The sequence below is a fragment of the Streptomyces sp. NPDC014623 genome, assembly GCF_043088245.1.
Classification (GTDB): domain Bacteria; phylum Actinomycetota; class Actinomycetes; order Streptomycetales; family Streptomycetaceae; genus Streptomyces.
In genome coordinates this window covers 173,531-196,768 of sequence record NZ_JBIBZU010000005.1, presented here as the reverse complement: position 1 = coordinate 196,768, position 23,238 = coordinate 173,531, and the positions used below count along the sequence as shown (strand labels likewise).

The 23,238-nt window shown below is 71.3% G+C and carries 21 protein-coding genes; 11 read left to right on the top strand and 10 right to left on the bottom strand.

Annotation, left to right across the window (positions count from 1 at the left end):
• Window positions 1-69 precede the first annotated feature (69 nt).
• From ACF1FZ_RS11400 to ACF1FZ_RS11380, 5 genes are read right to left on the bottom strand one after another with little or no spacing between them, the layout of a single operon-like run.
• Window positions 70-1,473 carry a B12-binding domain-containing radical SAM protein gene (locus ACF1FZ_RS11400; protein WP_391773134.1) on the bottom strand — a complete coding sequence of 468 codons (1,404 nt, stop codon included), beginning with the start codon at window positions 1,471-1,473 and terminating at the stop codon, window positions 70-72.
• Window positions 1,470-2,849: an asparagine synthase-related protein gene (locus ACF1FZ_RS11395; protein WP_391773133.1), complete on the bottom strand. Its 1,380-nt coding sequence runs from the start codon at window positions 2,847-2,849 to the stop codon at window positions 1,470-1,472. The genes ACF1FZ_RS11400 and ACF1FZ_RS11395 overlap by 4 nt, the downstream gene beginning before the upstream one ends.
• 1 nt (window position 2,850) lies before the next feature.
• Window positions 2,851-3,960: an AMP-binding protein gene (locus ACF1FZ_RS11390; RefSeq protein ID WP_391773132.1), complete on the bottom strand. Its 1,110-nt coding sequence runs from the start codon at window positions 3,958-3,960 to the stop codon at window positions 2,851-2,853.
• 35 nt (window positions 3,961-3,995) lie between these two features.
• Window positions 3,996-5,399, bottom strand: a complete 1,404-nt coding sequence (locus ACF1FZ_RS11385; RefSeq protein ID WP_391773131.1) for an oxidoreductase — start codon at window positions 5,397-5,399, stop codon at window positions 3,996-3,998.
• Complete coding sequence (locus ACF1FZ_RS11380) at window positions 5,396-6,844, bottom strand: B12-binding domain-containing radical SAM protein (RefSeq protein WP_391773130.1); 1,449 nt, start codon at window positions 6,842-6,844, stop codon at window positions 5,396-5,398. The genes ACF1FZ_RS11385 and ACF1FZ_RS11380 overlap by 4 nt, the downstream gene beginning before the upstream one ends.
• A 436-nt stretch (window positions 6,845-7,280) precedes the next feature.
• On the opposite strand from ACF1FZ_RS11380, the gene ACF1FZ_RS11375 reads away from it, so the two are divergent.
• Window positions 7,281-8,060, top strand: a complete 780-nt coding sequence (locus ACF1FZ_RS11375; protein WP_391773129.1) for a phytanoyl-CoA dioxygenase family protein — start codon at window positions 7,281-7,283, stop codon at window positions 8,058-8,060.
• Window positions 8,057-8,941, top strand: coding sequence for an enoyl-CoA hydratase/isomerase family protein (locus ACF1FZ_RS11370; protein WP_391773128.1), 885 nt, complete (start codon window positions 8,057-8,059; stop codon window positions 8,939-8,941). The genes ACF1FZ_RS11375 and ACF1FZ_RS11370 overlap by 4 nt, the downstream gene beginning before the upstream one ends.
• On the opposite strand, the gene ACF1FZ_RS11365 is transcribed toward ACF1FZ_RS11370, so the two are convergent.
• Window positions 8,917-9,603, bottom strand: a complete 687-nt coding sequence (locus ACF1FZ_RS11365; RefSeq protein ID WP_391773127.1) for an NUDIX hydrolase — start codon at window positions 9,601-9,603, stop codon at window positions 8,917-8,919. The two genes, ACF1FZ_RS11370 and ACF1FZ_RS11365, sit on opposite strands and share 25 nt — an antisense overlap.
• A gap of 144 nt (window positions 9,604-9,747) precedes the next feature.
• Between ACF1FZ_RS11365 and ACF1FZ_RS11360 the strand changes: the two genes are divergently transcribed.
• A complete protein-coding gene (locus ACF1FZ_RS11360; RefSeq protein ID WP_391773126.1) occupies window positions 9,748-10,926 on the top strand; it encodes a P1 family peptidase in 1,179 nt (392 codons plus the stop codon).
• On the opposite strand, the gene ACF1FZ_RS11355 is transcribed toward ACF1FZ_RS11360, so the two are convergent.
• Window positions 10,919-11,950: an MBL fold metallo-hydrolase gene (locus ACF1FZ_RS11355; RefSeq protein WP_391773125.1), complete on the bottom strand. Its 1,032-nt coding sequence runs from the start codon at window positions 11,948-11,950 to the stop codon at window positions 10,919-10,921. The genes ACF1FZ_RS11360 and ACF1FZ_RS11355 overlap by 8 nt on opposite strands.
• Before the next feature lie 254 nt (window positions 11,951-12,204).
• Between ACF1FZ_RS11355 and ACF1FZ_RS11350 the strand changes: the two genes are divergently transcribed.
• The 3 genes from ACF1FZ_RS11350 to dhaL all read left to right on the top strand — a co-directional run bounded on the left by ACF1FZ_RS11350 (window position 12,205) and on the right by dhaL (window position 15,725).
• The gene (locus ACF1FZ_RS11350; protein ID WP_391773124.1) at window positions 12,205-13,095 is read left to right on the top strand and encodes an arginase family protein; all 891 of its coding nucleotides are present in this window, start codon (window positions 12,205-12,207) and stop codon (window positions 13,093-13,095) included.
• Between the two features lie 909 nt (window positions 13,096-14,004).
• Window positions 14,005-15,003 carry a dihydroxyacetone kinase subunit DhaK gene (locus tag ACF1FZ_RS11345; protein ID WP_391773123.1) on the top strand — a complete coding sequence of 333 codons (999 nt, stop codon included), beginning with the start codon at window positions 14,005-14,007 and terminating at the stop codon, window positions 15,001-15,003.
• A gap of 56 nt (window positions 15,004-15,059) precedes the next feature.
• Complete coding sequence (gene dhaL / locus ACF1FZ_RS11340) at window positions 15,060-15,725, top strand: dihydroxyacetone kinase subunit DhaL (protein ID WP_391773122.1); 666 nt, start codon at window positions 15,060-15,062, stop codon at window positions 15,723-15,725.
• 141 nt (window positions 15,726-15,866) lie between these two features.
• Here dhaL and ACF1FZ_RS11335 read toward each other — a convergent pair whose 3' ends face one another.
• Entirely contained in the window at window positions 15,867-16,547 is a 681-nt protein-coding gene (locus ACF1FZ_RS11335; RefSeq protein WP_391773121.1) for an HAD family hydrolase, read from the bottom strand.
• Between the two features lie 587 nt (window positions 16,548-17,134).
• Here ACF1FZ_RS11335 and ACF1FZ_RS11330 point away from each other — a divergent pair.
• From ACF1FZ_RS11330 to ACF1FZ_RS11310, 5 genes are all read left to right on the top strand, one after another.
• Window positions 17,135-17,239: a TetR family transcriptional regulator gene (locus ACF1FZ_RS11330; protein ID WP_391773120.1), complete on the top strand. Its 105-nt coding sequence runs from the start codon at window positions 17,135-17,137 to the stop codon at window positions 17,237-17,239.
• Between the two features lie 1,013 nt (window positions 17,240-18,252).
• Window positions 18,253-18,399 (top strand): hypothetical protein, encoded by a 147-nt coding sequence (locus tag ACF1FZ_RS11325; protein WP_391773119.1) that lies wholly within the window; start codon window positions 18,253-18,255, stop codon window positions 18,397-18,399.
• Window positions 18,396-19,652, top strand: coding sequence for a PP2C family protein-serine/threonine phosphatase (locus ACF1FZ_RS11320; RefSeq protein WP_391773118.1), 1,257 nt, complete (start codon window positions 18,396-18,398; stop codon window positions 19,650-19,652). Before ACF1FZ_RS11325 ends, ACF1FZ_RS11320 begins: the two co-directional genes overlap by 4 nt.
• Window positions 19,653-20,108: 456 nt before the next feature.
• Complete coding sequence (locus tag ACF1FZ_RS11315; RefSeq protein ID WP_391773117.1) at window positions 20,109-21,293, top strand: globin domain-containing protein; 1,185 nt, start codon at window positions 20,109-20,111, stop codon at window positions 21,291-21,293.
• Window positions 21,290-21,994 (top strand): pyridoxamine 5'-phosphate oxidase family protein, encoded by a 705-nt coding sequence (locus tag ACF1FZ_RS11310; RefSeq protein ID WP_391773116.1) that lies wholly within the window; start codon window positions 21,290-21,292, stop codon window positions 21,992-21,994. The genes ACF1FZ_RS11315 and ACF1FZ_RS11310 overlap by 4 nt, the downstream gene beginning before the upstream one ends.
• 142 nt (window positions 21,995-22,136) lie before the next feature.
• Here the strand turns inward: ACF1FZ_RS11310 and ACF1FZ_RS11305 are convergent, their stop codons facing one another.
• Together ACF1FZ_RS11305 and ACF1FZ_RS11300 are read right to left on the bottom strand one after the other, a co-directional pair.
• A complete protein-coding gene (locus ACF1FZ_RS11305; RefSeq protein ID WP_391773115.1) occupies window positions 22,137-22,808 on the bottom strand; it encodes a DUF3618 domain-containing protein in 672 nt (223 codons plus the stop codon).
• On the bottom strand, window positions 22,784-23,236 hold the full coding sequence (locus ACF1FZ_RS11300; RefSeq protein WP_391773114.1) for a phage holin family protein: 453 nt from the start codon (window positions 23,234-23,236) through the stop codon (window positions 22,784-22,786). The genes ACF1FZ_RS11305 and ACF1FZ_RS11300 overlap by 25 nt, the downstream gene beginning before the upstream one ends.
• Window positions 23,237-23,238: the final 2 nt, after the last annotated feature.

Genomic DNA, 23,238 nt, shown 5'->3' with positions numbered 1-23,238 from the left:
GCTCCTCGTGGTCGGGTCTGCTCAACGGCGGGACGGCACCGGCGTGCCGGGGGCGGGGAGACGGCGGGGTCATCCGGTGCTCGGGACACGCTCCGGCTCCCGGGCCCTGCCCGGCCCGGCGGCCAGGCGGATGCTGCTGAGCATCTCGTCGAAGGCGCTGTTGTCGGAGTAGTAGAAGACGGACGGGTCCTGGCCGGAGGCGACGCCGGGGGCGGGCCGGGCACTCGCTCCCGCCAGCAGTTCGGCGAGCCGGTGGTAGAAGTCCTCCAGCGGAAGGGTCGTCGGGAAGAGCGAGTGGTAGCAGTCGAAGAGCTCCGGGTCGTCGCTGATGAGCTGCTCCCGGCTCTCGTCGTACAGGTCGGTGCCGGGCAGCGGGGTCAGCACGGAGAAGCTCGGCATGTCCACCTGCAGTTCCTCGATGGTCCGGCCGAGCCGTGCGAAGTCCTTGTCGACCCAGTTGGGCTGGACGATGAAATTGGCCCGCACCTTCACCTGGTTGGTGTGGAAGAGGTCCAGGGCCTGCCGGGTCTGGTCGGCGTCGGTGCCCTTGCGGTAGCCGGAGAGTTCGTCGTCGGTCATCGACTCGGCCCCGACCAGCACCGAGTCCAGGCCGATCTCCGCCCAGCGGGCGATCACGTCGGGCCGGCGCAGCGCGGTGTCGGTGCGTACGTACATGTGGAACCGCTTGCGGAAGCCGGCCTTGTCGATGGCGTCGGCGAGCTCGAGCATGCGCCCGGGCTGGATGAACGCCTCGTCGTCCACGACGTAGAGGTTGTCACCGTCGATGTCGGCTATCTCCGCGAGGACCCGGTCGATGTCCTTGACCAGGTAACGCCGGTCCGTCATCCGCCACAGCGAACAGAACTTGCAGGTGTACGGACAGCCCGCGGTGAACCGGATCAGGGACACCGGCCGGTAGATCGAGTGGAAGTAGTCCTGCCGGTGGTGGGAGAGCAGCGAGCGGTCCGGCATCGGCAGGTCGTTGAGCGCCGCCGGGCGGGGCCGCCGGTTGCGTTCCAGACCGGTACGGGCGTCGTACGGCGCCAATCCCGGCCCCGTCTGCGGAGCGCGGCCCGCCTCCAGGTCGGCGGCCAGCCGGTTCAGCGGGGCACCTCCCTCGCCCGCCACCACCCAGTCGGCGGCGAAACCGTCGAGCCACTCGGCCGAGACCGTCGGGTGGTGGCCGCCGAGTACGATCGGTACGTCCGGCCACAGGCGGCGTGCCTCACGGCTCACCTCGCGGGACACCCGGACGCTGGTGGTGTACGGGATGGCCACGCCCACCAGGTCCGGTGGTTCGTGCGTCGCCGCGTACTGCGCCAGCGACGGATCCAGGCGCAGGTCGTGGATCGTCACGTCGTGATGGCCGCGCAGAGCGCCCCCGAGATATTCCAGCGGCAGCGGTTCGCAGCAGCTCAGCCGGTCGCTGAGAAGGGCCCGCTCGTTGCGAGGCCACACCAGCAGAACCCTCATCCCATGCCTCCCAGACGTCGGTCCCGGTCCGCCTCGTCGTGTCCGGTCTCCGGTCCGCCGTCCCGGAAGACGCCGGTGGCGATCCCGTACAGCCGCCCTGCCTGGACGGCGGGGTCGTCGCTGTCCAGCGCGGCAGCGAACATGCGGCTCATCGCGGTGCCCTCGTGGATGCCGCGCTTGGGACGCCAGGCCACCTCCTCCGGCAGGACATCGGCGGCGGCGCTGCGCAGCACCCACTTCGCCGTTCCCTCCCGGACCTTGAGCCGCCCGCGGATGCCCAGGGCCGTATCCATGACCTCCCGTGACCAGTACGGGTGGCGTACGGCGGTGTGGCGGGCGTCGGCGAAGGCGGGGTGGAACTCGTTGCTCCGCGCGGTCGCGCGGGTCTGTGCGACGACGGAACGCTCGACGGCCTCCTCGTCCCCGGTGCCGCCGAGCCCCGCGAACAGCAGGTCCGCCCCGTACCCGGACAGCAGCACCTGGCGGCTGCCGGTGGCGATGTGGTCCTGCAGGAAGCAAGCGGGCGCGGCGATCTGCAGGGTGAGCGGGTCCCAGGTCTCCAGCGCGTGGATCATGCGGGGCAGCATCCCGGCGAGCTGCTCAGGGCCGAAGAGCACCTCCTCGTGCTTGGTGCCCAGCCGGTCCGCCAGCCACGCCGCCTGCGCGAACTCGTCGCCGAACGGTGTGCCCACCGTGTACGTGCGTACCGCCGACGCGCCCACCTCCCGCACCGCGAGCGCCGCGACCGTGGAGGAGTCCACACCGCCGCTGAGCGACACGCCGATCTCGTCCGCGCCCGCGGTCAGTCGTGCGACGGACTCGCCCAGCACCGTCAGGACGGTCCGCACCGCCTGGTCCGGGTCCGTCACCGAGGGCCGCTCCGGCAGCGGTGCGAGCCGGTGTACCGCCACGGGATCGTCGCCGTATGCGTTCACCACCAGGGTCACCGCGCTGTTCGCGGGAACCGCCGTGACCCCGGTGAACCGGCCGCCGGGCAGCAGCGACCGTTCGGCGTCGCCCAGCACCACGGGGCCGCCGAGACGCGGAAGCATGGCGCCGGCCGATGTTCCGACGAGGAGCTCCCCGGCGGCGCGCGCCCAGTGCAGCGGACAGGTCGCACCGACGTCGCTCCACAGGGTGGCCCGGCCCTCGCGGACCAGGACGGCACAGTAACGGCTGTGACTTCGCTCGGCCCAAGCCGTCAGGCCGGCGAGCGGCGCCTGTTCCGGCGGTTCCTCCTCGGTGAGCCGGTCGCCCTGAACCACGACGACGTCCGTACCGTTGCGACGCACCATGACGTCCATGCCTCGGCCCTCGCCGAGCAGGCCGACCTCGGTACTGCCGTCAGGTCGGACGGACAGCAGGAATCCGGCCATGTCAGTAGACCCCCTCGACGCGGTGTCCTTCGGTGAACTCGGGGCTGTACGGGTCTCCCACCCACGGCCATGGATAGCGTTCGGCCGCCACTCCGTAGGGCCGGACCCGCCTGGCCCGGTCCCGCTCCCAGAAACCGGGCAGCAGGGCGTCGTCCGTCAGCCGCCAGACCCGTACCCGGCCCTCCTCGCCGTAGGGCACGTCGTCCCCCTGCTCGTCGACGACGTCGAGAGCGATGTGCGGCTGGCACGGTACGTACACCACCCGGTGCTCGTCCTCGGCCTCGAAGGGTTTCTGCCAGCTGATGCCGGTGGTCGACGTGCCGTACATGCCGACCACCGGGACGCCGGGGAAGAACTGCTCGCGCAGCTGCCGGTGTGTTTCGGGCTCCAGGGTGGTACCCGCGTGCACGATGGCCCGCACCCCGGCCAGTGCCTCGGTGCCGAGCCGTTCGGGCAGCATCTCCAGCAGTCTGGAGGTGCAGAACAGGACGCCGACGTCCTGGGACCTGGCCACTTCCGCGATCTGCGCCCAGATGTGGTCCACATAACGGTCGTACGCGGCGGTCATGCCTTCCTCGCCGAAGATCTTCACGATCCTCGGGTCGAGGTCGATGGAGAAGCACATCCCGCCGCGGCGCTCCGCGAAGGCGACCACCAGCCGGCCCGTCGTGTGCGGGCCCATCGGCCCGACGAACAGCCAGTTCTTCCCGCGCGGGACGCCGTGCAGGTCCAGGAACTCGTCGGAGAAGGCGAGGATGTCCTGCCAGTAGCGGCTGCCCCAGGTGCCGTGCTTCGCAGGTCCCGTGGTACCGCCGGTCTGCGCCGCCCAGAGCGTGCCGCCCTCGGCGAGCACCGAGCGCGGCACGAAGTTCTCCAGCGGAGTCCGGCGCGCGGCCTCCTCGAAGTGCATCTGGTCGGGTCCGTCACGCAGCCCGATCAGTGCGGCGGCGTCCACGAGCCCGTGCACCTTCTCCAGGACACGGGTGCCCTGGCGCCGGTCACGCTCCAGCCAGTACGGCGTGCCGTGCCGTGGATCGAAGTGGAGGCGGACGAGGCGGCGTACGTCCTCGTCGGTGATCGGACGGAGCCTCGACTCGCTCGGACTGCGCATGACGGGTCCCTCTCCTTGATTGCCGTCCGGGCCGGTCACGCGGAGGTGCCCGGGAGTACGGCCTTCTTCTTGAACAGGAAGTCGGCGAGATGGCCCTCGTGCGGGTCGCACGGGTGGTAGCCGCGGTCGAACCGGTCGCCGGCGAAGACCTTGTCGACGCCCGGTTCCTCCGCGAGCGCGTGCACCAGCCCGTCGGCCTCACCGACGACGGAAACGATCAGGGACCCGGCACACGCGGCGACCGCCTTCGACCGGGGAACGTGCGCCACCGCCGTGAAGGGGAACGGGAGTTCCGTACCGAACAACGGCGATCCGGGATCCACCAGCAGCACCGTGGGACGCAGGAAGGCATGGCCGTCGAGGTCGACCCGCAGCGGCACACCGGTCGTGGCCGCGGTGACGTCCACCGCGCCGGCGGCGACCTCCCTCTCGATCCGCAGCGCCAGTGCGTCCCGCACCGCCCGGTCCGGGAACGCGGGCACCGACGCCCGTGGATCGTCCAGCGGCAGCACCGGACGGAGCGCGAACTCGTTCGCCAGTGCCTCGGCCGCTTCCTTGGGATCGCCCAGCACGACAAGGGAACTGATGTTGGTGCAGAGCCTGCCGCAGCCCGCGAAGGCCTCCCGGGCCAGCCGCTGCCAGGCGTTCCCCGGAGACCGGTCACCGATCACCGCGCGGCTACGGCCGAAGTGGTACGTCTTCACCTTTCCGGGCGGCAGGTCGGCGGGCACGTCCTCGCCCGGCCACAGCACCTGGTCGGCCAGCCGGCGCAGGGCGGGTGCGTCGCCGTGCACCACGGACACACCGTGCTCGGGCAGCCCGGCCGCGTACAGCTCCTCGGTGAGCAGGACCGGTGTGAAAGGGTCGGCGGCTCCGGTGCTCAGCAGTACCGGACGACGCGCGGCCAGGGCCTGGAGCCACTCGACGTTGATGGTCGGGAAGTTGCCCGGCTGACGCACCAGCACCGACCGGCCTGCCGGCCGCCAGCTCCAGCGCGGGTCATGGCCGCCGGTCCGGTAGGCCGCCACCGTGCCGTCGGGGGACTGCGCAGCCAGGATCTCCTCCATGCGGGCGAGGTCCAGAGCGGCCGTGCGCAGCCCGCGGGCGGCCCGCCGGTGCGGCAGGCCGCTCACCGAGGACAGTGCCCGCAGCCACAGGTCGAGGTCACCACTGTCCAGCCGGGCGGTGAGACCGTCCGCAGCGCGGCGCAGCAGCCCGAACCAGGCCGTGTCGTCCACGCTGCGCAGCCGGCGGGCCACCCGGCCGGCCTCCTCAGCCATCCGGAACTGTGCGAGACGGCCGGCGGATCCCAGCCGGGCCAACGGCTTGCCCTCACCGTCGTGGAGGACGTCCGGGCGGTGGGACATGACCGGCCGCGCACCGTCGTGGGCCGGGACGTCCAGGACTTCCGTGCCCAGGGCCGTCGTCGGCGTAGTCACTGGACCTCCGGAACCAGGGCGGCCGGCTCCTTCGTCTGCGGGGCGCCGCCGTCGAGCAGGCCGAGCCGGGTCTGGACGGTGCTCAGGTCGGCCAGGTACGCGATGCGCTTGTACTTGCCGTCGCGACGCGTGGGGGTCATGTCGTCGTACAGCTTCCACAGCTCGTCGATGGACGCACCCTCACTGGACGTCACCGGGATGTGGCCGGTGAAGCAGTCGCTGTCGTCGGTCTCCAGGGTGAAGTTGACCCGCTTCGCCATGTCCTTCTCCACCTCGTGGTGGAAGGGCACGAAGAAGCAGGGCGAGACGATGTCGTGCCGGTTGTCACCGAGCCGCGACTGCAGCCAGGTGATGGTCGTGCGCATCGCCTCGTCGGTCTCGCCCGGAATACCGAGGATCAAAGTGGCCTGCACGCCGATCCCGGCCTTGCTCAGCGAGGCGATCGCGCGCTCGGTCACATCGACCTTGACCGGCCGGCCGAGTCGTTTGAGCAGTGACCAGTCGAGGGTCTCGACGCCGACCAGCAGCCGGAAGCAGCCGGAGTCGCGCAGCATGCGGGCCATGTCGTCGTCGATGAGGTCGGGGCGTGCCTTCGCCTCCCACTCGAACTTGCCCTGCAGGCCCGACTTCTCGATGCTCCGGCACAGTTCCTGCATGCGCGGGACGTCCTCGACGAAGTCGTCGTCCTCGATGCGGATCCGGTCGAACCCGTGGACCTCGACCAGCTCCCGGATCTCCTCGATCACCCGGTCCGCGCTGTGCCGGCGCTGCCCCACTCCCCACTGGTGCTTGGAGTAGCAGTAGGCGCAGGCGTACGAGCAGCCGCGGCTGGTGACGAGGTTGCCGGACCGGCCGCGGGAGATCTGGTTGTACAGCTGCATGTCCGCGAGGTCGCGGGCCGGTCGGGGCAGCTTGTCGAGACGCATCACCTGCGGCGCGGCCGGCGTCTCGACCACGGTGCCGTCCTCGTCACGGAAGACGATGCCGCGGATCTTGCGCAGGTTCTTGCGGCCGTTGGTGCCGTATTCGTGGACCAGGTGGGAGAAGGTGACCTCTCCCTCGCCCTTCACCACCACGTCCGCCGAGCCGTCCTCCACGAGCTGCCGTGCCAGCGGGGTGGCGCCGACGCCGCCGAACACGACCAGTGCGCCGGGGTGGTGCCTACGGCTCTCGGCACCGAGCTTGATGCCGTTCTTCAGACTGGAGGTGAGGACCTGGATACCCACGATGTCCGGCTGATGGCCACGCAGGAACTCGTTCGGTGTGGCCAGTGGTCTTTGCAGGACGAACAACTGGTCGTCGATGAAGCGGACGTCGGTTCCCTTGGTGTCGTGGAAGGTGCCTTCCCGCAGGACCGCGGCCAGGGAGAGCAGCCCCAACTGCGGTGCGGAGATCGACTCCCCGGAGTACAGCGACCGGCGAGCGTTCACGAGTAGAACCTGCATACGTGTCTGGCCTCCTGCGCGTGGACAGTCCCGGGGCACCGACCGTCTGCCCGCACAGCCTGTGCACCCGGCTCCGTGGCGTGGCGAACATGGTGATGCCGTGCCTGCCCGCCTGCGAGTAGGCGGGAGTGGTTCCGGAACGGCTCGCGTCGAGCGGGGTCATATGGGGCTTGCAAGCCGCGGTCCAGAGAACACCGCACGTCGGAGTGGCGTCCAATGCCATTCGCGGGTCACCGCCACCCGCCGGCGGCATGAGTGGGTCCGGTCCGCGTACGCCATGCCGCGGGCGCATCGGAGCGATGCCGTCTCGGCCTATGGGCCGGAGGCCGGCCCTGTGGCAGCATCGCTGCGGAGTCCGGCGGGAAGACCCCGGGCCGGCCCGGCCGGCTCTCCTGCCGCACACGACTGCCCGGCCCCTCCCTTCCCGAGGAGTGTCATGACCGCTTCCCACTTGCCCGCCGGTGCGGTGGAGCCGACGACCGCGACGGACCGGGCGGCCGGTGAGATCGAGGTCTTCCGGCGCGACGGAGTGGTCCGCTGGGACCACGTGCTGACCCCCGAGCAGGTGACAGACCTCCGGGGAAGCGTGGAGCGGGCCTTCTTCGACGGCGGCCGGCCTGCCGAGGGGGTCCGGGACCTGTCGGAGCGGAGGGGCAGACCGCTGGACCTGGCCCTGCTGCAGAAGGTGAACCTGTGGCAGTCCGACCCCGCCTGCGAAGCCCAGGTCCGCCGTTCCGACCTCTACCGGCGGGTGGAACGCCTGCTCGGCGGACCGGTGCGCCTGTTCCGTGACCACTCCTTCTACAAGCAGGCCGGCAAGGGCGACCGCAGCCGTCTCGTCCTGCACCAGGACAACCGTTACTGGCACCTCACCCCGCCCGAGGCGGTCACCGTGTGGATGGCCCTGGACGACGCCACGCCGGAGAACGGCTGCGTCCACTACGTCCTCGGCAGCCACCGCTGGGGCCGGGTGGAACACACCCGGCCGGAGGAAGGCGCCGTCCTGGTGGAGGCACGCAGCGAGCAGGAACCCGTGGCATACCCGGTGCCCGCGGGCAGCGCACTGGTCCACCACGCCAACGTCCTGCACGGTTCAGGGCCGAACCTCACCGACGGCCCCCGCCGCGCCTACGCCCTGGTCTTCGTCCGGGCCGACGTGTCCGTGCGCGGCGAGGCGATGACCGGGGTCCCGCTCGCGGCGGACCTCGCCCGGTGACCCAGGCGGAGCGGGGGGACCCGGCGTACGAGACGATCCTGCTGGACCGGGCCGACGGGATCGCCTGGGTCACGCTCAACCGGCCCGAGCGGCTCAACGCCGCCACCGAACAGATGCATCACGAACTGCTGGACGCCTTCGCCCGTGTCGCCGAGGACGGCTCCAGCCGGGTGCTCGTCCTCACCGGTGCCGGTGACCGGGCCTTCTGCATCGGCAGCGACCTCGGTTTCCTCACCGAGGTCCTGGACGGCGAGGAGGCCGACTCCGATCTCTTCGCCGCCTACCTGGAACGCCTGAACCGGGTGGTCTTCGCCCTGGAACGCATGCCGGTGCCGACGATCGCCATGGTGCAGGCCAAGGCACGGGCCGGCGGCTTCGAGATGGTGGTGGCCTGCGACTTCGTGCTGATCGCCGAGGAGGCCCGGATCGGCGACGTGCACACCCCGTACGGTCACATGCCGGGTGCCGGCGCCACCCACCGCACCGTCCGGAAGATCGGCCTGCAGCCGGCGATGGAACTGCTGATGACCGGCCGGTGGCTGTCGGCGGCTGAGGCCGTCGACAAGGGGCTCGCGCTGCGCGCGGTCCCGCGGGACCGGCTCCGGGAGGAGACCGCCCTGTTCGCCCGCACGCTGGCCGATGTCCCGGGCGCCTGCCTGCGGCATCTGAAGGCGGCGGTGATGGACGGCCTCGGCCGGACCGTCGAAGAGGCCGTCGCGGTGGAGACGCGCGAGTACCTGGCCCTGTTGCGCTCGTCCTCGGGGCCGGTCGACGGTTTCCGCGCGGGGCAGCGGGAACGGGCACTGCGGCGGGCCGTCCCGGTCTCCGGCACGAGGACCGACGCCGCGCGCACGGTTCAGGGGGGCGGGCCGCCTCCGTAGCGGTGCCGCGCGTCGGACAGGTCTTCGACCCGGCCGGCGTCCCAGGGCCGCTCCCAGCCGCCGACCCGCAGCAGCCAGGCGGTCAGGGCGGCGGTGAATCCCCACACGAACAGGTTCCGGGCCAGGAACGCGGGGCTCAGATGGCTGTCGGCCACCCGGATGAGCAGCCGCGCCCCGGGGTCGGCGAGGTCCGCCAGGGGCACCCGGTGGGCGGACACGATCTCCTCGCCGTCTGCGGCGATCCGGCCGCCGGCACCCCACCAGCCGAGCACCGGAACGACCGAGAAGCCGCTGTGCGCGAGGTTCAGCGGGGCCAGCGTGCCGGCGATCCGGACCTCCGAAGGGTTCACCCCGGTCTCCTCCCGTGCCTCGCGCAGCGCGGTGCGCACGGGGCCGCCGTCACCAGGGGCGGCGGAGCCCCCCGGGAAGCACACCTGGCCGGGGTGGTCCCGCAGGGTCCCGGAACGCCGCAGGAGGAGCAGATCGGGGCCCTGGTCGCCGGTGCCGAAGAGCGCCAGGACGGCGGAGCCCCGTGCGTGGGCGGGCACCGGGCCCGCGTACCGCGTCAGCTCCGGCGACAGGTTCCCCGGCGCCTTCCGGCTCAGGCCGGCCAGCCAGGGCGGCACGGCGGCGCCGGGTCTGTACGTCTGGTCGTCAGCCACGGGCGACAAGAGTAGGGAACGCCGGACTCCGCCGGAAGAGGGCGGGTATCACTGTCCTTGTCCGGCGGCCGAGGAGGATCATACGGGCGGGACGGCGGTGCGAACCGGTGCCGCCGAGACAGGCGAGAGAGCTGAGGGCAGTCGATGAACGGGATGCGGACACCCGCGCCGGCACCGCGCACCGGACCACGGAACGCGTTGACGGACGTGGCCGGGATCCGGGTCGGGCACGCCGCGCGCACCGGTGACGGCTGGCTGACCGGTGTCACCGCGGTCCTCGCTCCCGAGGACGGGGTGGTCGCGGCGGTCGACGTACGCGGCGGCGGGCCGGGGACCAGGGAGACCGACGCCTTGGATCCGCGCAACCTGGTGGCACGGATCGACGCGGTGGTGCTGACCGGTGGCAGTGCCTTCGGCCTCGACGCTGCGGCCGGTGCGGCGGCCTGGCTGGAGGAGCGGGGCCGCGGTTTCCGGGTGGGCGCCGGTTCAGCTCAGGTGGTGCCGGTCGTGCCCGCCGCAGCCCTGTTCGACCTGGGGCGCGGCGGTCTCTGGAAGGCCCGGCCTGGGGCGGCGCTGGGGCGGGAGGCCGTCGTGGAGGCGGCCCGTGGTGGCGAGGGCGGGCCCGTCCTCCAGGGCTGTGCGGGAGCCGGCACGGGAGCGGTGGCCGGTGGCATGAAGGGGGGCGTCGGCACGGCGAGCGTCGTCCTGCCGTCCGGGGTGACGGTCGCGGCCCTGGTCGCGGTCAACGCTTCCGGTTCGCTCCTGGACCCGGCCACCGGTGCGCTGTACGGAGCCTGGACGGCGGTGGGCGACGAGTTCCGGGCCCACGGGCTGCGTTCCCCGTGCCCGGACGCCGAGGTACACGCCCGAGCACAGGAACGTCTGGCCGCCGCGCGCGAGGAGAGCCGCCGGCGGCAGGCCGACGAGGTACGGCAGCTGAACACGACCCTGGCCGTCGTGGCGACCGACGCCGCCCTCACCCGAGCACAGGCACAGAAGCTGGCGGGCACCGCGCACGACGGTCTGGCCCGCGCGATCCGGCCGGTGCACCTGCTGACCGATGGGGACACCGTGTTCGCACTGGCGACCGGCCGGCTGCCTCTGACCACCGGTGGGGGGGACGGCACCGCGGACCGTGCCGGCTGGCGGGCGCACACCGAGGTGATGGCGGTCAACGAGATCCTCGCGACGGGGGCCGACGTGGTCTCCCGGGCCGTGGTGCACGCGGCGCTGGCCGCCCGCACCACCGACACCCGCGGCGGCCTCTTCCCTTCCTACCTGGACCTGTACGGCACGCCGGCGGACGGCACCCCGATCAGGTGAGGAGAGCGGTGAGGTCCATGCCCTCCAGGTGTCGCGGGGCCACGACACGTGAGCCGGGGCCGGCCGCCGCCGCCAGTTCCCGTACGGACGATTCGGAGGTGGCGGCCGCCAGGAGGTCCGGCGGGCCGGTCAGCGGTGTGACCATGTCGTCATGGTGACAGGGAATCAGCACCTGCGGGTTTCCGGTGACTGTGAGGAGCCGCTCGGGGTAGCGGTGGACCGTTGCGGTCGTGGTCATCGGCACCGCGGCCACGTCCGGGCGGATCCCGGCGATCTCCCGGGCGGCGAAGTTGCTCGCCCCCATGAGCAGGATCGACGGCCCGCCCTGGACGGACACCTGGTAGGCGAGAGTGTTCCCCTCGACGAGGTCACCCAGGACCGAGGGCGCCGACGGCGGAGCCGGCCGGTGGCCGGGGGCGAAGTAGCCGTAGTCGGGGCGTCGGCTGTGCAGGCTGCGGAAGACCTCGACCGTGTACCCGTCGAACTGGAGGTGTTCCCCGCCCTCGACCAGGACGGCGTCCGCGAGCCGCCGCGGTGGAGTGCCCATGGCCGCGAGCAGGCTGCACACCGTCGCGTCGCACAGCACCCGGATGGGTGACTGCCGCCACTCCGGCCGGGCGAGAAGCTGCGGGACGTCGGCCATGTGGTCGAAGTGCCCGTGGCTCACCAGGACCAGTTCGGGGGCGCCGGTGAGATGCCGTGACGCGACCGCCTCGACCGCCCCGTGGTCGAGGCGCAGCGGGATGCCGTGTTCCGTGACGCCCTGGGCATCCGTGAAGGGCATTCTGCTCAGGTAGGGGTCGAACAGGATGCTCCGCCTGCGGTGCCCTCGGCCGATCACGATCTCCCACCCGCTGACGCCGAGCCAGCGCAGCTGGACACGGACGGGAGCAGGGCCGCGCCGACGGTCCGCAGGTGGTGGTGCGGCGGGCCCCGCACCGATGACAGCGGCCTCCGGTGCCGCCTGCGGGCCCCTCAGGCCCGTACACCTCTGCGCCATCGTCTCCCCATACGTGTCGGACACCGCGAGTCACGGAGACATTACCGTCCGCGACGGGGATGGTTCCCGGCCGGCCGGCCGGCGGGCGTGTCGTGGGGCGGAGGGCACGGAATGGGCGAAGCCTCCTCGCCCGTACGACTGCAGCGGTCCGGTCCCTGGCCGTCACGCGGGGGAGAGAGGGGTGAGAGCAGTCCGGGGCACAGTGGCCGGAGGCCGTTACCGGGTGGTCCGTCCGCCCACGGCCGACAGCTCGTCGAACCCGGGAGGAAACTCCGGCCGTGGAGCGCATCGCCTCGCCCGCGCGCTCCCGCGCGCGGCCCCCCACCTTCCTGCGACTGCCGTTCGAGCGGGACCCCACGGCCCGTGACCTCGTGGTTCTCGGCCTGCCGTACGACGAGTCTGGCCGGTGTCCCGGCATGCGTCTGGGGCCGGATGCCGTCCGGGAGGCGTCGGCTCTCGCACACGTTCCCGGCGCGGACTGCGGTCCAGGCACCTTCGACCTCGTCGACTGTGTGGACGGCGGGGACATCGACCTGACGCCCTGCGGCTCGGGGACCGTGCCCGAGGTTCTGTACACGCGTCTGTCCCGCCTGCTCGCAGGCAATGCCGCCGTGCTGCTGCTCGGCGGTGGCCGGTCGCTGACCGTGGCGGCACTGCGCGCGGTGGCCGAGAGGCACGGTCCTGTCGCCTTTCTCCGCCTGGCCGCGGACCCTGTGGGTCCGCACCCTCAGGAAGATTTCCTGTGCCGGGCGATCGAGGAGCGCCTCGTCGACCCCTCCGCGGTGGTCCGGATCGGCTTGCGCGGCGCCTCCGGCCGCGCCCAGGGAGGGGTGATGCTGGATGTCGGCCGGTTCGGCCGGCTGGGCGTCCGAGGTGCCGCCGAAGTCGTCCGGCACCGGATCGGCCGCCGGCCCGTCTACGTCTCGGTGGCCGTCGACGTCGCCGATCCGGCCTTCGCTCCCGGTGCCGGCACCCGGGTGCCGGGCGGGCTCACCTCACGGGAGGTTCTCGGGTTGTTGCGCTGCGTCGGAGACCTGTGCCCGGTCGGGTTCGAGGTGATGGGGGTGTCTCCGCCCCAGGACCTGTCCGGCATCACCGCCGCGCTGGCTTCGGAGATCGGCGGCGAACTGATCCACCAGTACGCCCGGGCGCAGCGCATTCCGATGTAGAAGTGCGCGCCCCTCCCCGGAGCCCGGGTTCGCCGCCTCACCGCTGTTCGGATTCTCGGCGAGTCCCCTTCCCGCCGCGCGGGAGCCGGGTCGCCGTACGGGCAGGGAGACGGCGGCACGCGGCAGCCGTTCCCCGCGGGAGTCCGGGCCCGGCCGCGCGGTCCCCCAGGCCCGGAGGACTTCCCGGCCGGGGCGAGGGCGACAGCGGGGACTGCGCCCTTTGCGGTCTCGTCATGCCGGACCGGCGCCCTCGCCGCATCGAGTCCTCCACGGAAGGGGATCAGTCCGGGAGCGTACGGCTGTCCGAGCGGACCGGCGTCGTGGACCGGACGGCTGCCCGGGCGGCGTCGTGGGCCCCGACAGCACGTCGGTTGTTCCCGCAGGCCGCTCACCAGTGCCCATGGTGCCCGGTCGACGGACTTGGCCGGCCGGCCGTGTGCAGGTGGTCCGGATCGAGGTGTCCAGCGGGTGCGGGAACCGGTAACGGCTGTGCCAGGCTTCGAGGACCTGCGCGAAAGCCGCGTCTACGACGCGGACGGCGGCGCTCAGGGGCAGGCACAGGGGCACGAAGTACGGGGCGGCGGCCCCGACCGGGATCACTCCGGGCAGCGCCACGGCTCGCCGCAACGGCGTCTGCGCCGTTCGGTCCGTCCCGGGAAGTCGGGTACGACCGTCACGAACCGGACGATCACGGCCAAGGTCGGCGCGGTCGTGACGCCGAAGGCGCAGCGCCGGCCGGCCAGGCCGGCCAGGAAGGTTCCGGCGTGCGGGCCGGTCCGGACGGACGCCGGAGCGCCTGGCCGACACGTTGCGCGAGTTGCCGCCTGCGCTCGGTCACCCCCACCATGGAAGTCTCGTCCGGAGGCCGACTCGCCCGGCCTCGCGGCCGGGACGGAAAGGGTGCGGCGTATGGCCACGTATTTTGAGAACGGAACCGGTGAACTCGTCCCCGACGCACTGGCCGGCTTCGCCCGTGCCCACGCAGACCTCATGGCGCACGACCCCGTCGACGGGTTCTTCACTGCCAGGCACCCGTCGCCGGCGAGGAGGGTGGCCCTCCTCTCCGGTGGAGGCTCCGGGCACGAACCCCTGCACGCCGGATACGTCGGCGCGGGCATGCTCGACGCCGCCTGTCCGGGAAGGGTCTTCGCCTCACCGCACAACCGGCAGATCTTCCGGGCCTCCCGCTCGGTGGCAGGTCCGGAAGGCGTGCTGCACATAGTGAAGAACTACACGGGGGACCGCATCAACTTCGGTATCGCGGCCGAGCGGCTTACCGACGCGGGAGTCCCCTGCGCACGGGTCCTCGTCGACGACGACCTCGCTTCCGATTCCGGGACGATCGCTGCCGGGCGCCGCGGCACGGGTGCCACCGTGCTGGTGGAGAAGGTCCTGGGTGGCGCGGCGGACACCGGAATGGGCCTCGAAGGGCTGGTGGAGCTCGGCACTGTGCTGGCAGGCCGTTGCCGGACGCTCGCCGCCGCCTCCGCCGCCCACCACGCACCAGGCACCGGTGAACCGGCATTCGAGCTGCTGCCCGGGGAACTGGAGTACGGAGTCGGTATCCACGGCGAGCGCGCCGATCGCACCAGGGCTCAGGGGCGGGTGGGCGCGCTCGTGGAGGACATGACGGGTGCTCTGTTGGACGCCCTGCGCCCCGGTCCGGAAGATCCGGTCATCGCACTGGTCAACGGTCTCGGCTCGGTCACCTCGCTCGAGTTGTACGGCATCTTCGGCGAGCTGGGCCGCGTTCTCGACGCCCGGCGGACACGGCTCGCCCGGCACCTCGTCGGCAACTACGTCACGGCACTCGACATGCGGGGCTTCTCCTTGACCCTCATGGTCGCCGACCGTGCCACGCTGGACTTCTACGACGCACCGGTCCGCACTCCGGCGCTGCGATGGTGAGCGGCCGGGGGGCGGGCGCCGGACGGCTCGTGACGGAAGAACAGGAGGATGTCCTCATGACGGCTGACGCGTTCGACGGCATGCGGACCCGGGACTGGGTGCGTCGGTTCACCGAATCGGTATACGCCACCGAGGCCGAACTGACCGCGCTCGACCAGCAGGCGGGGGACGGTGACTTCGGGATCAATCTCGCCGCTGGTGTCCGGGCCGCCGGGCTCCTGCTCGACCGGACGGACGGAACGGCCGGGCCGGGGGAGACTCTGGGCATCCTGGCCACCGCCTTCCTCGACGAGATCGGTGGGACCAGCGGCCCCCTGTTCGGTCTGCTGTTCCAGGCGCTGAGCAGGGCCGCCGCAGGGTGCGGGCCGGACCTTACGGGAGCCGCGCTCGCCGACGGCACCGCTCAGGGCCTGGCGGCCATCCGCCGTGTGGGTGGCGCCTCACCCGGGGACAAGACGCTGGTCGACGCCTTGACTCCGGCCGCCACCGCGTTGCGGGCGGCGGTGGGTACGCCGCCCGCGACCGCCCTGGTCGCGGCGGCGGACGGTGCATGGCGGGGGGTGCGGGACACCGCGTCCCTGTCGGCACGCATGGGCCGGGCCAGCTATCTCGGTGAGCGTGCGACGGGCATCCCGGACCCGGGCGCGGTGGGCGTCGCCCTGTTCTTCTCGTCCGCCGCAGGCACCGTGCACGCCCTGGCTCCTCATCTGGCCACCGGCTGACCGGCCGCCGGAACGACCTGTCCATGCGGTTCCCGTGTGGTGGGGGCCGGCGTCCCCGCGCCTCCGCCGGCCGACGGGGCCACTGCTGAGTGACATCGAACGGCTCTGCGTGGTCCGTACGCCGGCCGTTGCCGGACCGCCCTACGCGCCGATCCGGCTACGCGCCCACCACACCAGATCCTGGTCCGCGAGGCTCGTGACCCACAGATCGGCCTGCTGCGCCTGCAGACCCGGCGGGCACGGTCCCAGACCGAGGACGCGGAGGCCCGCCCTGCGGGCCGACTCCATGCCGGTGAGAGAGTCCTCCACCGCCAGAGCCCTCTCGGGGGGAACGCCGCAGAGGCGGACAGCCTCCTGGTAGACGTCGGGCTCAGGTTTCGGCCGTACGCCCTCGCCGGCGACCACGACATGGCTGAACGAACTGAGGAGCCCGGCCCGGTCGAGGCACGATTCCACCATGTCCCGCGGGCAGTTGCTCGCCACCGCGAGAGGGATGTGGCGAGCGGCCAGCTGGACCAGCGCGGCGGCCCCCGGCATCGTCACGGGGTCCTGGTCGACCAGCGCGGTGAAGGTGGTGAGGAGCGTGTCGGCCAGGTCGTGCGCGAGGTCCGGTTTCCCGGTCTCCAGGGCCATGAGCGCACCGCACTCGGTGTAGTGCACACCCTTGGCGCGCTCGGCGAACCCGGCCGGCGGCTTGAGGCCGAAAGTCCGGAAGGTGATGTTCCGGGCCTCCTGCCAGTGTCGTTCTGTGTCCATCAGAGTCCCGTCGCAGTCGAAGACGATGGCGGTGGGGGACCACGAGAGGATGTTACGGGCTGTCATGTGGCTGCCGTTCTGTTCTCGGTGGCTGCGCAGACCGGTTCGGTGCACGGATGCAGGAGGGTGGCGAAACGCGTGATTCACTCGCGAAAATACGAGGGACGAACGATTTCGTATGACTGCTGCGACCGTGGGCACGTCGCTGAGCGCGCCGTGGCGGACATGGATCGCCGTTTCGGCAGGGGCCGAAAACATCGTGACCGTTACGTTAATTTGGCCACTCCTATTTCCGCAATCACCAATTCGAGTGCATGGAAATTCCCGAGCCGCAGGCGGCCTGGGCTTGCGCGTAGTGCTGAGCGAGAAGGCGCGGAGCCGTGGAGTCGATCAGTGGTCCCAGGTGAACGGCGCTTCCTGGTCGTCGCACCGCTGTGCGGAGTGTCGTCCTTTCGTTCCGTGAAACATTTCTGCAGGTCGGGCGGAAGGACCCGTGAGCGACCTCCCGTCCGTACATGGGCGGCGAATAATAAGATCTTCGCGCGATGCGACCACATCCTCTGCGGGAAGGCCCTGGGATCTCCGGCCCCGGCGTTAGTACATTTGAATGAGGAAGGAACTCAAGTGCAGAAAAGGGCTCGGGGAGCTGCAGGGTGCTACTGGAATCAGCAGCACATCTATTTGTCGAACGGGGATATGCGAGAACGGGCGTCAATGACATAAGTGATCGCTCGGGAAATGCCGGTGGCGTGATCTGATTCCATTACTCCGGCAAGGAAAATCTGGTGCCGGCCGTGCTTCGGGAGCGGTACGCCACCTGGCCTCGGCCCGCTGCCACTCGGGCCGCGCCCGGTATCCCCTCTCGAAAGACCGGTCCTTCTCGGCCTCGGTCTCCCACGGTCCCTCGGCGAGGACGTCACGGCGCGCGGGCACCCGCCTGCGGGCGGAACGCCATGGCATCGAGGCGGTCGTGCCTGCACCCTTCGGTCCGATGGCGGGCCCTGGTGGCGGAACTTCTGCCCGGCGGCGCCGGAGCAGCGGTCCCGGACGATTCCCGTACCGGCTTCAAAGACTTGGCCGCGCAAGCTCGGACATCGGCCAGGGGCGCGGCGGGAGGCAGCCCACGCCTGGCACCGCCAGGACGAGCCACGCCGCTGCCGGCACCATCCACTGGCTGGAGAAACGTTCCCGGTCACCGTCCCGGTGCCGCGGCGGGAACAGCGTGCCACTGACCGGGAAGGAGCTGACGTCCACCAGGATCGCCGACACCGCCGGTGCCGCGATCCTTCCGACCGCTCCGGTCGCCCCCGTGCGAGGAACGGCGCGGCCGACGGGGTCAGCGCGTCCACCACGCCGGCCGAAGCTTCCACGCCACCGTGCCCCCGCAGCGTGTGGCTCGCCGAATTCATTGGAGTCCGTCGCGGACCGGGTCGCCGGGAGCAGGCACGCATCCCTGCGGCGGCACCATCGCTCCCTGGCCCAGCACCGCGCCGTTCCTCGACGCGATCGAGGAGCAGTGCGGCGAAGCCGCGGCCACGGCGATACGGCGCCATGTCCGGACCGTGGCGAAGGCGAGGCTCCTGGACCGGAATCCCGAACCGGACACCCCCGGGCCGGACCTGAGCCGATGCTGTCCACGGATGCGGGGCGAGGTGGGCACGGTCCTCCGGCACACCCGCACCTCGATGGTCACCCGTCATGATCCACGCTGGTGGGTGGCGTTCAGCGGACAGACCAGGACGTCAGGCGCAGGGGGTGTCAGGATGTTCTTATGGATGTGGGCAAGAGGCACGGGGTGCGGGAGACCGGCCGGGAGAGCAGCCCGTTCGTCATGTCCGCCCATGGTTTCGGATGCCCCCGGCCGAGCGTCATCGAGGAGGCGGCCGAGGCGGTCATCGTCTTCGTGCAGGAGACGTGACGGTGTACCCGGGTGGCGGTGGGACCAGTGGGCCGCGGCCGGAGGGGGACCGTGACCAGAAGCAGCTGCCGTTCTCCGACCTGCCGGAGGACAGCGTGGAGGACCTGTACGAGAACGCGCCGTGCGGCTACCTCTCCACACTGATGGACGGACGGATCGCCAAGGTCAACGGAACCCTGTTGAAATGGCTCGGTTACCACCGCGAGGAACTGGTCGGCCACAAGCGCTTCTCCGACCTGCTGACCGTCGGCGGCAGGCTTTACCACGAGACGCACTTCTCACCGCTGTTGCGGATGCAGGGCGAGGTCAGCGGCATCGCACTGGAACTCAAGGCCGCGGACGGCAGCCGGCTGCCCGTCCTGGTGACCTCCACCGTCAAGCAGGACACCGACGGTGAACCACTGCTGATCCGGACCAGCCTCCTGGACGCCAGCGACAGGCGTACCTACGAGCGCGAACTCCTGCGAGCCCGGCAGGAGGCCGAGCGCGACCGCGAACGTCTGCAGCGCCTCGCCACGACCCTGCAGCGCACCCTGATCCCGCCGGCTCTCGAACCGGTCCCGGGCCTGGAGGTCGCCGCGCACTACCACTTCGCATCCTCCGACGAGGTGGGAGGGGACTTCTACGACCTGTTCCCGCTGGCCTCCGGACGCTGGGGGTTCTTCATGGGGGACGTGCGAGGCAAGGGCGCGGGCGCGGCCGTGGTGACCTCGTTGGCGCGGTACACCCTGCGAGCCGCAGCGGTCTCCGACCCTGTGCCGGCCACGGTTCTGGCCAACCTCAACACCGCGCTCACCCAGCAGTTCGAGGAAGACGAACCGCGCTTCTGCACTGTGATCTTCGGCCTGCTCACACCCGAGGAGAACGACGCGGGATTCCGGGCCGTCCTGGCCGGCGGTGGCCACCCCCCGGCCGTACTCCTGCGTGCCGACGGCAGCGCCGACCATCTGCCCACGCCAGGCGGCCAACTGGTCGGAGTCGTGGCGGACGCGCAGTTCGCCACCGTCACCTTGAGGCTGGAGCCCGGTGACACCCTGCTGCTCTACACCGACGGCCTGACCGAGGCCCGTACCCAGGACGCGGGTGGACGCTACGGCGACGAAGCACTCCTGGACTTCGCTCGTGGACTCGCCCCCACCTCGGCGCCCGGTGCCGTCGAAGCTCTCATCGCGCTCCTCGACTCCTTCGGTGAGGGGCTCGACGATGACACCGCCCTCCTGGCGATGAGTGTGCCTCCGGACGAGAAGCCCTGATCAGCTCTTGTCGCGCGTTCACCCAACCGTGCGGATTCACTTACCGAATCTCCCCATCGTGCTCACGTCCCGGCTGTCCAGCGCGCGAAGAGGCGGTCCCGGACTCCCCGGAAGCCTGGGTGACCCGCCCTGACCTGGGCACTCGTACCAGGACGGACCGGTCACAAGCTGCCGTTCTCCGGCGCGTCGCACTGATTCGGCAACGGGACGCTGCCCCCAGGGGGTGGCTTCGGTCCTGTCGCCCTATGTGCACAATGACTCGTCCGCTGATCACACTTTCGCTGTTCTGTATCCGAGCTCCATGGAACGTCCTTCCGAGATTGCGAATTTTTACTTGCCAGCACATCCGGTACGCCTGGTGACCTCCCCACCGTGTGCGACACCTGTTATCCCCCTGGCCGTCTCCGCTCGCCGGGTGAGGGCGCGCCCCCGCTCCGTGCTCCTCGGGGGGCGGCCATGACGGCCGCCCCGCTGACGGACCGGGAGATCTCCCTGGTCCGTACGAGCCTGGCGGTGGTGGCGCCGCAGGCCACGGAGATGACCGTCTACTTCTATGCCGTCCTCTTCGCCCGCTATCCCGAGGTGCGGGGGCTGTTCCCGGAGAACATGGACGTTCAGCGTGACCGGTTGCTGCGCGGGCTGCTGCGCATCATCGATCTCGTCGACGACGTCGACAACCTCGTGGAGTTCTGCTCCCGGCTGGGCCGGGACCACCGTAAGTTCGGGGCTCTGGAAGCCCACTACCCGGCAGTGGGCGAATGCCTGGTGGCCTCCCTGGACCGTTACGCGGGAGCCGCGTGGAACCACGAGGTCGCCGCCGCCTGGACCCGCGCCTACACCATCGCCGCCCAGGTGATGATCGCGGCCGCCGCCGATGACACCCGCCTGCGACCGGCTTCCTGGGACGCGCAGATCATCCGCCATGAATACCGCAGTCACGGCATCGCCGAGATCACCGTGCAGCCCGACCTGCCCTACCGCTACGTCGCCGGGCAGTACGTGAGCATGGAGACCCCCTGGTACCCCCGTGCCTGGCGGCATTACTCCCCCTCCCACCCGCCGCGCACGGACCACACACTGACGTTCCACGTCCGGGCCGTTCACCAGGGCCGGGTCAGCAACGCGCTGGTCCACCACGCCGCCCCGGGGCACAGGGTGCGGCTCGGTCCACCGCAGGGCGAGATGACCCTTGCCGCGGCAGGCGACCGTGACCTGCTGCTGGTGGCCGGCGGGACCGGTCTCGCGCCGATCCGCGCGCTGATCGAGGACGCGGCGGCCTCCGGAATGCGCCACCGTGCCGACCTGTTCGTCGGAGCCCGCACCGCCCAGGAACTGTACGGCCTCGACGACATGCTGCGTCTGGCACAACGCCATCACTGGTTGTCCGTCCGGGCGGCCGTCTCCCACGAGAACATTCCCGGTCAGCAGGGGACGCTCCCACAGGTGCTGCACGAGTTCGGTCCCTGGGACCGGCACGAAGCCTTCCTGTGCGGTCCGCCCGACATGGTCACCACAGCCGTGCGCACCCTCCTGCGCCAGGGCACTCCCCTCGCCCACATCCACCACGACCCGCTCGACACACCTGTTCTCACCGCCCCCCTCACGCCGCACCGACCCGGTCAGGAGATCGACCAGCTGTGACCCGCCACGACGCCACCCCCTCGCGGGGAGAGCGCCTGCTGCAGACCCACCTGGGCACCGGTGAACGCGCCGACGCCTTCTACGACCGGCAGGTCCACCCGCACCTCACCGCGGCCATGCGTGACTTCATCCGCCGCCAGTCGATGGTCTTCCTCTCCACCGCCGACGCCCGGGGCCACTGCGACGCCACCTTCCGTGCCGGCCCTCCCGGGTTCATCACGGTGCTGGACGACCGCACCCTGGCCTACCCCGAGTACCGCGGGAACGGCGTTCTGGCGAGCGCCGGCAACATCGCCGAGAACCCGCACATCGGTCTGCTCTTCATGGACTTCACCCGCGACCACATAGGACTGCACGTCAACGGCTCCGCCCGGCTCGTCAGCGACCAGGAGATGCGCGCCGCCCACCCCTGGACACCCACCGACACCGCTCCCGGGCGGCACCCCGTGCTGTGGACGCTCATCGACCTCCACGAGGCCTACGTGCACTGCTCCAAGCACATCCCTCACCTGGAACCCGCCCCGCGTCCGTCGGGACCGGCGCGTGCCCGCCCCAGGGACGCCGACTACTTCACCGAACCGGCCCCGGTGTCCTCGGTGCCCGGCCCCGGGCCGGCCCTGGCGCCTGCCGGCCCTGACGCCTCAGGTCCCCCGGGCGGCAGCCCGGCCCTGCACCCCCTGACGGGTTCGCGTGACCGCTGAGCCGGCACCTGCCGCGCACCGGTGGGCGGGAAGAGCAGGACGGACCGGCAGCGGGCGCCGTCGCGGACAAGTGGCGCGCGGGGCGGGCCGGGCCTTCGGCTGACGGCTCGGCAACCGGAACCCCGACCTGAGCGGTGATGAGTCAGGTTCGCCGTTCCCGCGCCTCCCGGGCGGCGTCCCGGCCGACCTCGCGCAGGCCGGTGGCAGCCTCCTTCCCGGAGTCCCGAGCCTGCTGCTTGGTGGCTTCGGCCGCGTCCTGCGCCGTGCTCTTCACCGACTCCACGGCTTCCGTCGCCGGTTCGCGCATTCCCTCCCTGAGGTCCTGTGCCGCTTCCTGCGCCTTCTGCTTGGCCGACTGGAGCAGTTCGTCGGAGTGCTCGCGGAGCTGGACGCCGATCCGCTCCTCGGCCTCGGAAGCCGGGAGGAGCGCGGCAGCCAGCATTCCGGCGCCGAAGGCGATGACTCCGGCGGCGAGAGGGCTTCCCTGCGTCTGTCTGGTCACCTGGCCGGGGGTCTCGCGCACGGACTGGCCGACCTGACCGGCCGTGCGTTTGACGGTGTCCCCGGCCTGCCCGGCGGCGTCACCCGCGCTCTCCGCGAGATCACGGGCCTTCTGCCCTGCCTGTGCGCCGGTCTCGTCGGCAGTGCCCATGACACGCTCCTTGAAGCTGGTCAGCCGGTGGTGCGTGGCGTCAGCCTTGCGCCGGGCCACCCTCCCCGGTGTCACCCTGTCCGCGAGGCGGTCGACGTCGTGCGCCAACCGTGCCCGGGTGTCTTCCACTTCAGCCTTCAGTTCGTCCGGTTCCGTGCCCATCGGGCATCCTCCTTGAGCGTTTCCACGGTCCGTTCGGGCTTCATCTGCACCGCGCGCATGCGTGTGCGACCGGCCAGGAAGAGGACAGCGCCCACCAGCGCCCAGACCACGGTCATGATGAGCGCGGCCCAGGCGAGACCGACCAGGTGCGCCAATCCGAAGATCGCGGCCAGGCTGCCCATCAACAGCACCAGATGTCCGGCGTATCCGGAACCCGCGAGCATGCCCGCGGCTTTGCCCGCTCTTGTCGCCTCCTGCTTGATCTCGGCTTTTGCCAGGTCGATCTCGCTGCGTACGAGCCGGGTGAGATCGTCGCTGATCTCACCGACCAGTTCTCCGACGGACGGGTCCGCGGGCGGGGCCTGGGTGGAGCCGGACGGGACGGTGCCGTGCCGGGCGGTGGCGTTCTGCGAAGAAGAGATGGCCACGA

What these genes read in the sequence shown, in the direction of transcription:
- ACF1FZ_RS11400 (WP_391773134.1), bottom strand. Translation starts at nt 1,473, where the DNA reads ATGAGGGTTCTGCTGGTGTGGCCTCGCAACGAGCGGGCCCTTCTCAGC.
- ACF1FZ_RS11395 (WP_391773133.1), bottom strand. Translation starts at nt 2,849, where the DNA reads ATGGCCGGATTCCTGCTGTCCGTCCGACCTGACGGCAGTACCGAGGTC.
- ACF1FZ_RS11390 (WP_391773132.1), bottom strand. Translation starts at nt 3,960, where the DNA reads ATGCGCAGTCCGAGCGAGTCGAGGCTCCGTCCGATCACCGACGAGGAC.
- ACF1FZ_RS11380 (WP_391773130.1), bottom strand. Translation starts at nt 6,844, where the DNA reads ATGCAGGTTCTACTCGTGAACGCTCGCCGGTCGCTGTACTCCGGGGAG.
- ACF1FZ_RS11375 (WP_391773129.1), top strand. Translation starts at nt 7,281, where the DNA reads ATGACCGCTTCCCACTTGCCCGCCGGTGCGGTGGAGCCGACGACCGCG.
- ACF1FZ_RS11360 (WP_391773126.1), top strand. Translation starts at nt 9,748, where the DNA reads ATGAACGGGATGCGGACACCCGCGCCGGCACCGCGCACCGGACCACGG.
- ACF1FZ_RS11345 (WP_391773123.1), top strand. Translation starts at nt 14,005, where the DNA reads ATGGCCACGTATTTTGAGAACGGAACCGGTGAACTCGTCCCCGACGCA.
- dhaL (WP_391773122.1), top strand. Translation starts at nt 15,060, where the DNA reads ATGACGGCTGACGCGTTCGACGGCATGCGGACCCGGGACTGGGTGCGT.
- ACF1FZ_RS11335 (WP_391773121.1), bottom strand. Translation starts at nt 16,547, where the DNA reads ATGACAGCCCGTAACATCCTCTCGTGGTCCCCCACCGCCATCGTCTTC.
- ACF1FZ_RS11325 (WP_391773119.1), top strand. Translation starts at nt 18,253, where the DNA reads ATGGATGTGGGCAAGAGGCACGGGGTGCGGGAGACCGGCCGGGAGAGC.
- ACF1FZ_RS11315 (WP_391773117.1), top strand. Translation starts at nt 20,109, where the DNA reads ATGACGGCCGCCCCGCTGACGGACCGGGAGATCTCCCTGGTCCGTACG.
- ACF1FZ_RS11305 (WP_391773115.1), bottom strand. Translation starts at nt 22,808, where the DNA reads ATGGGCACGGAACCGGACGAACTGAAGGCTGAAGTGGAAGACACCCGG.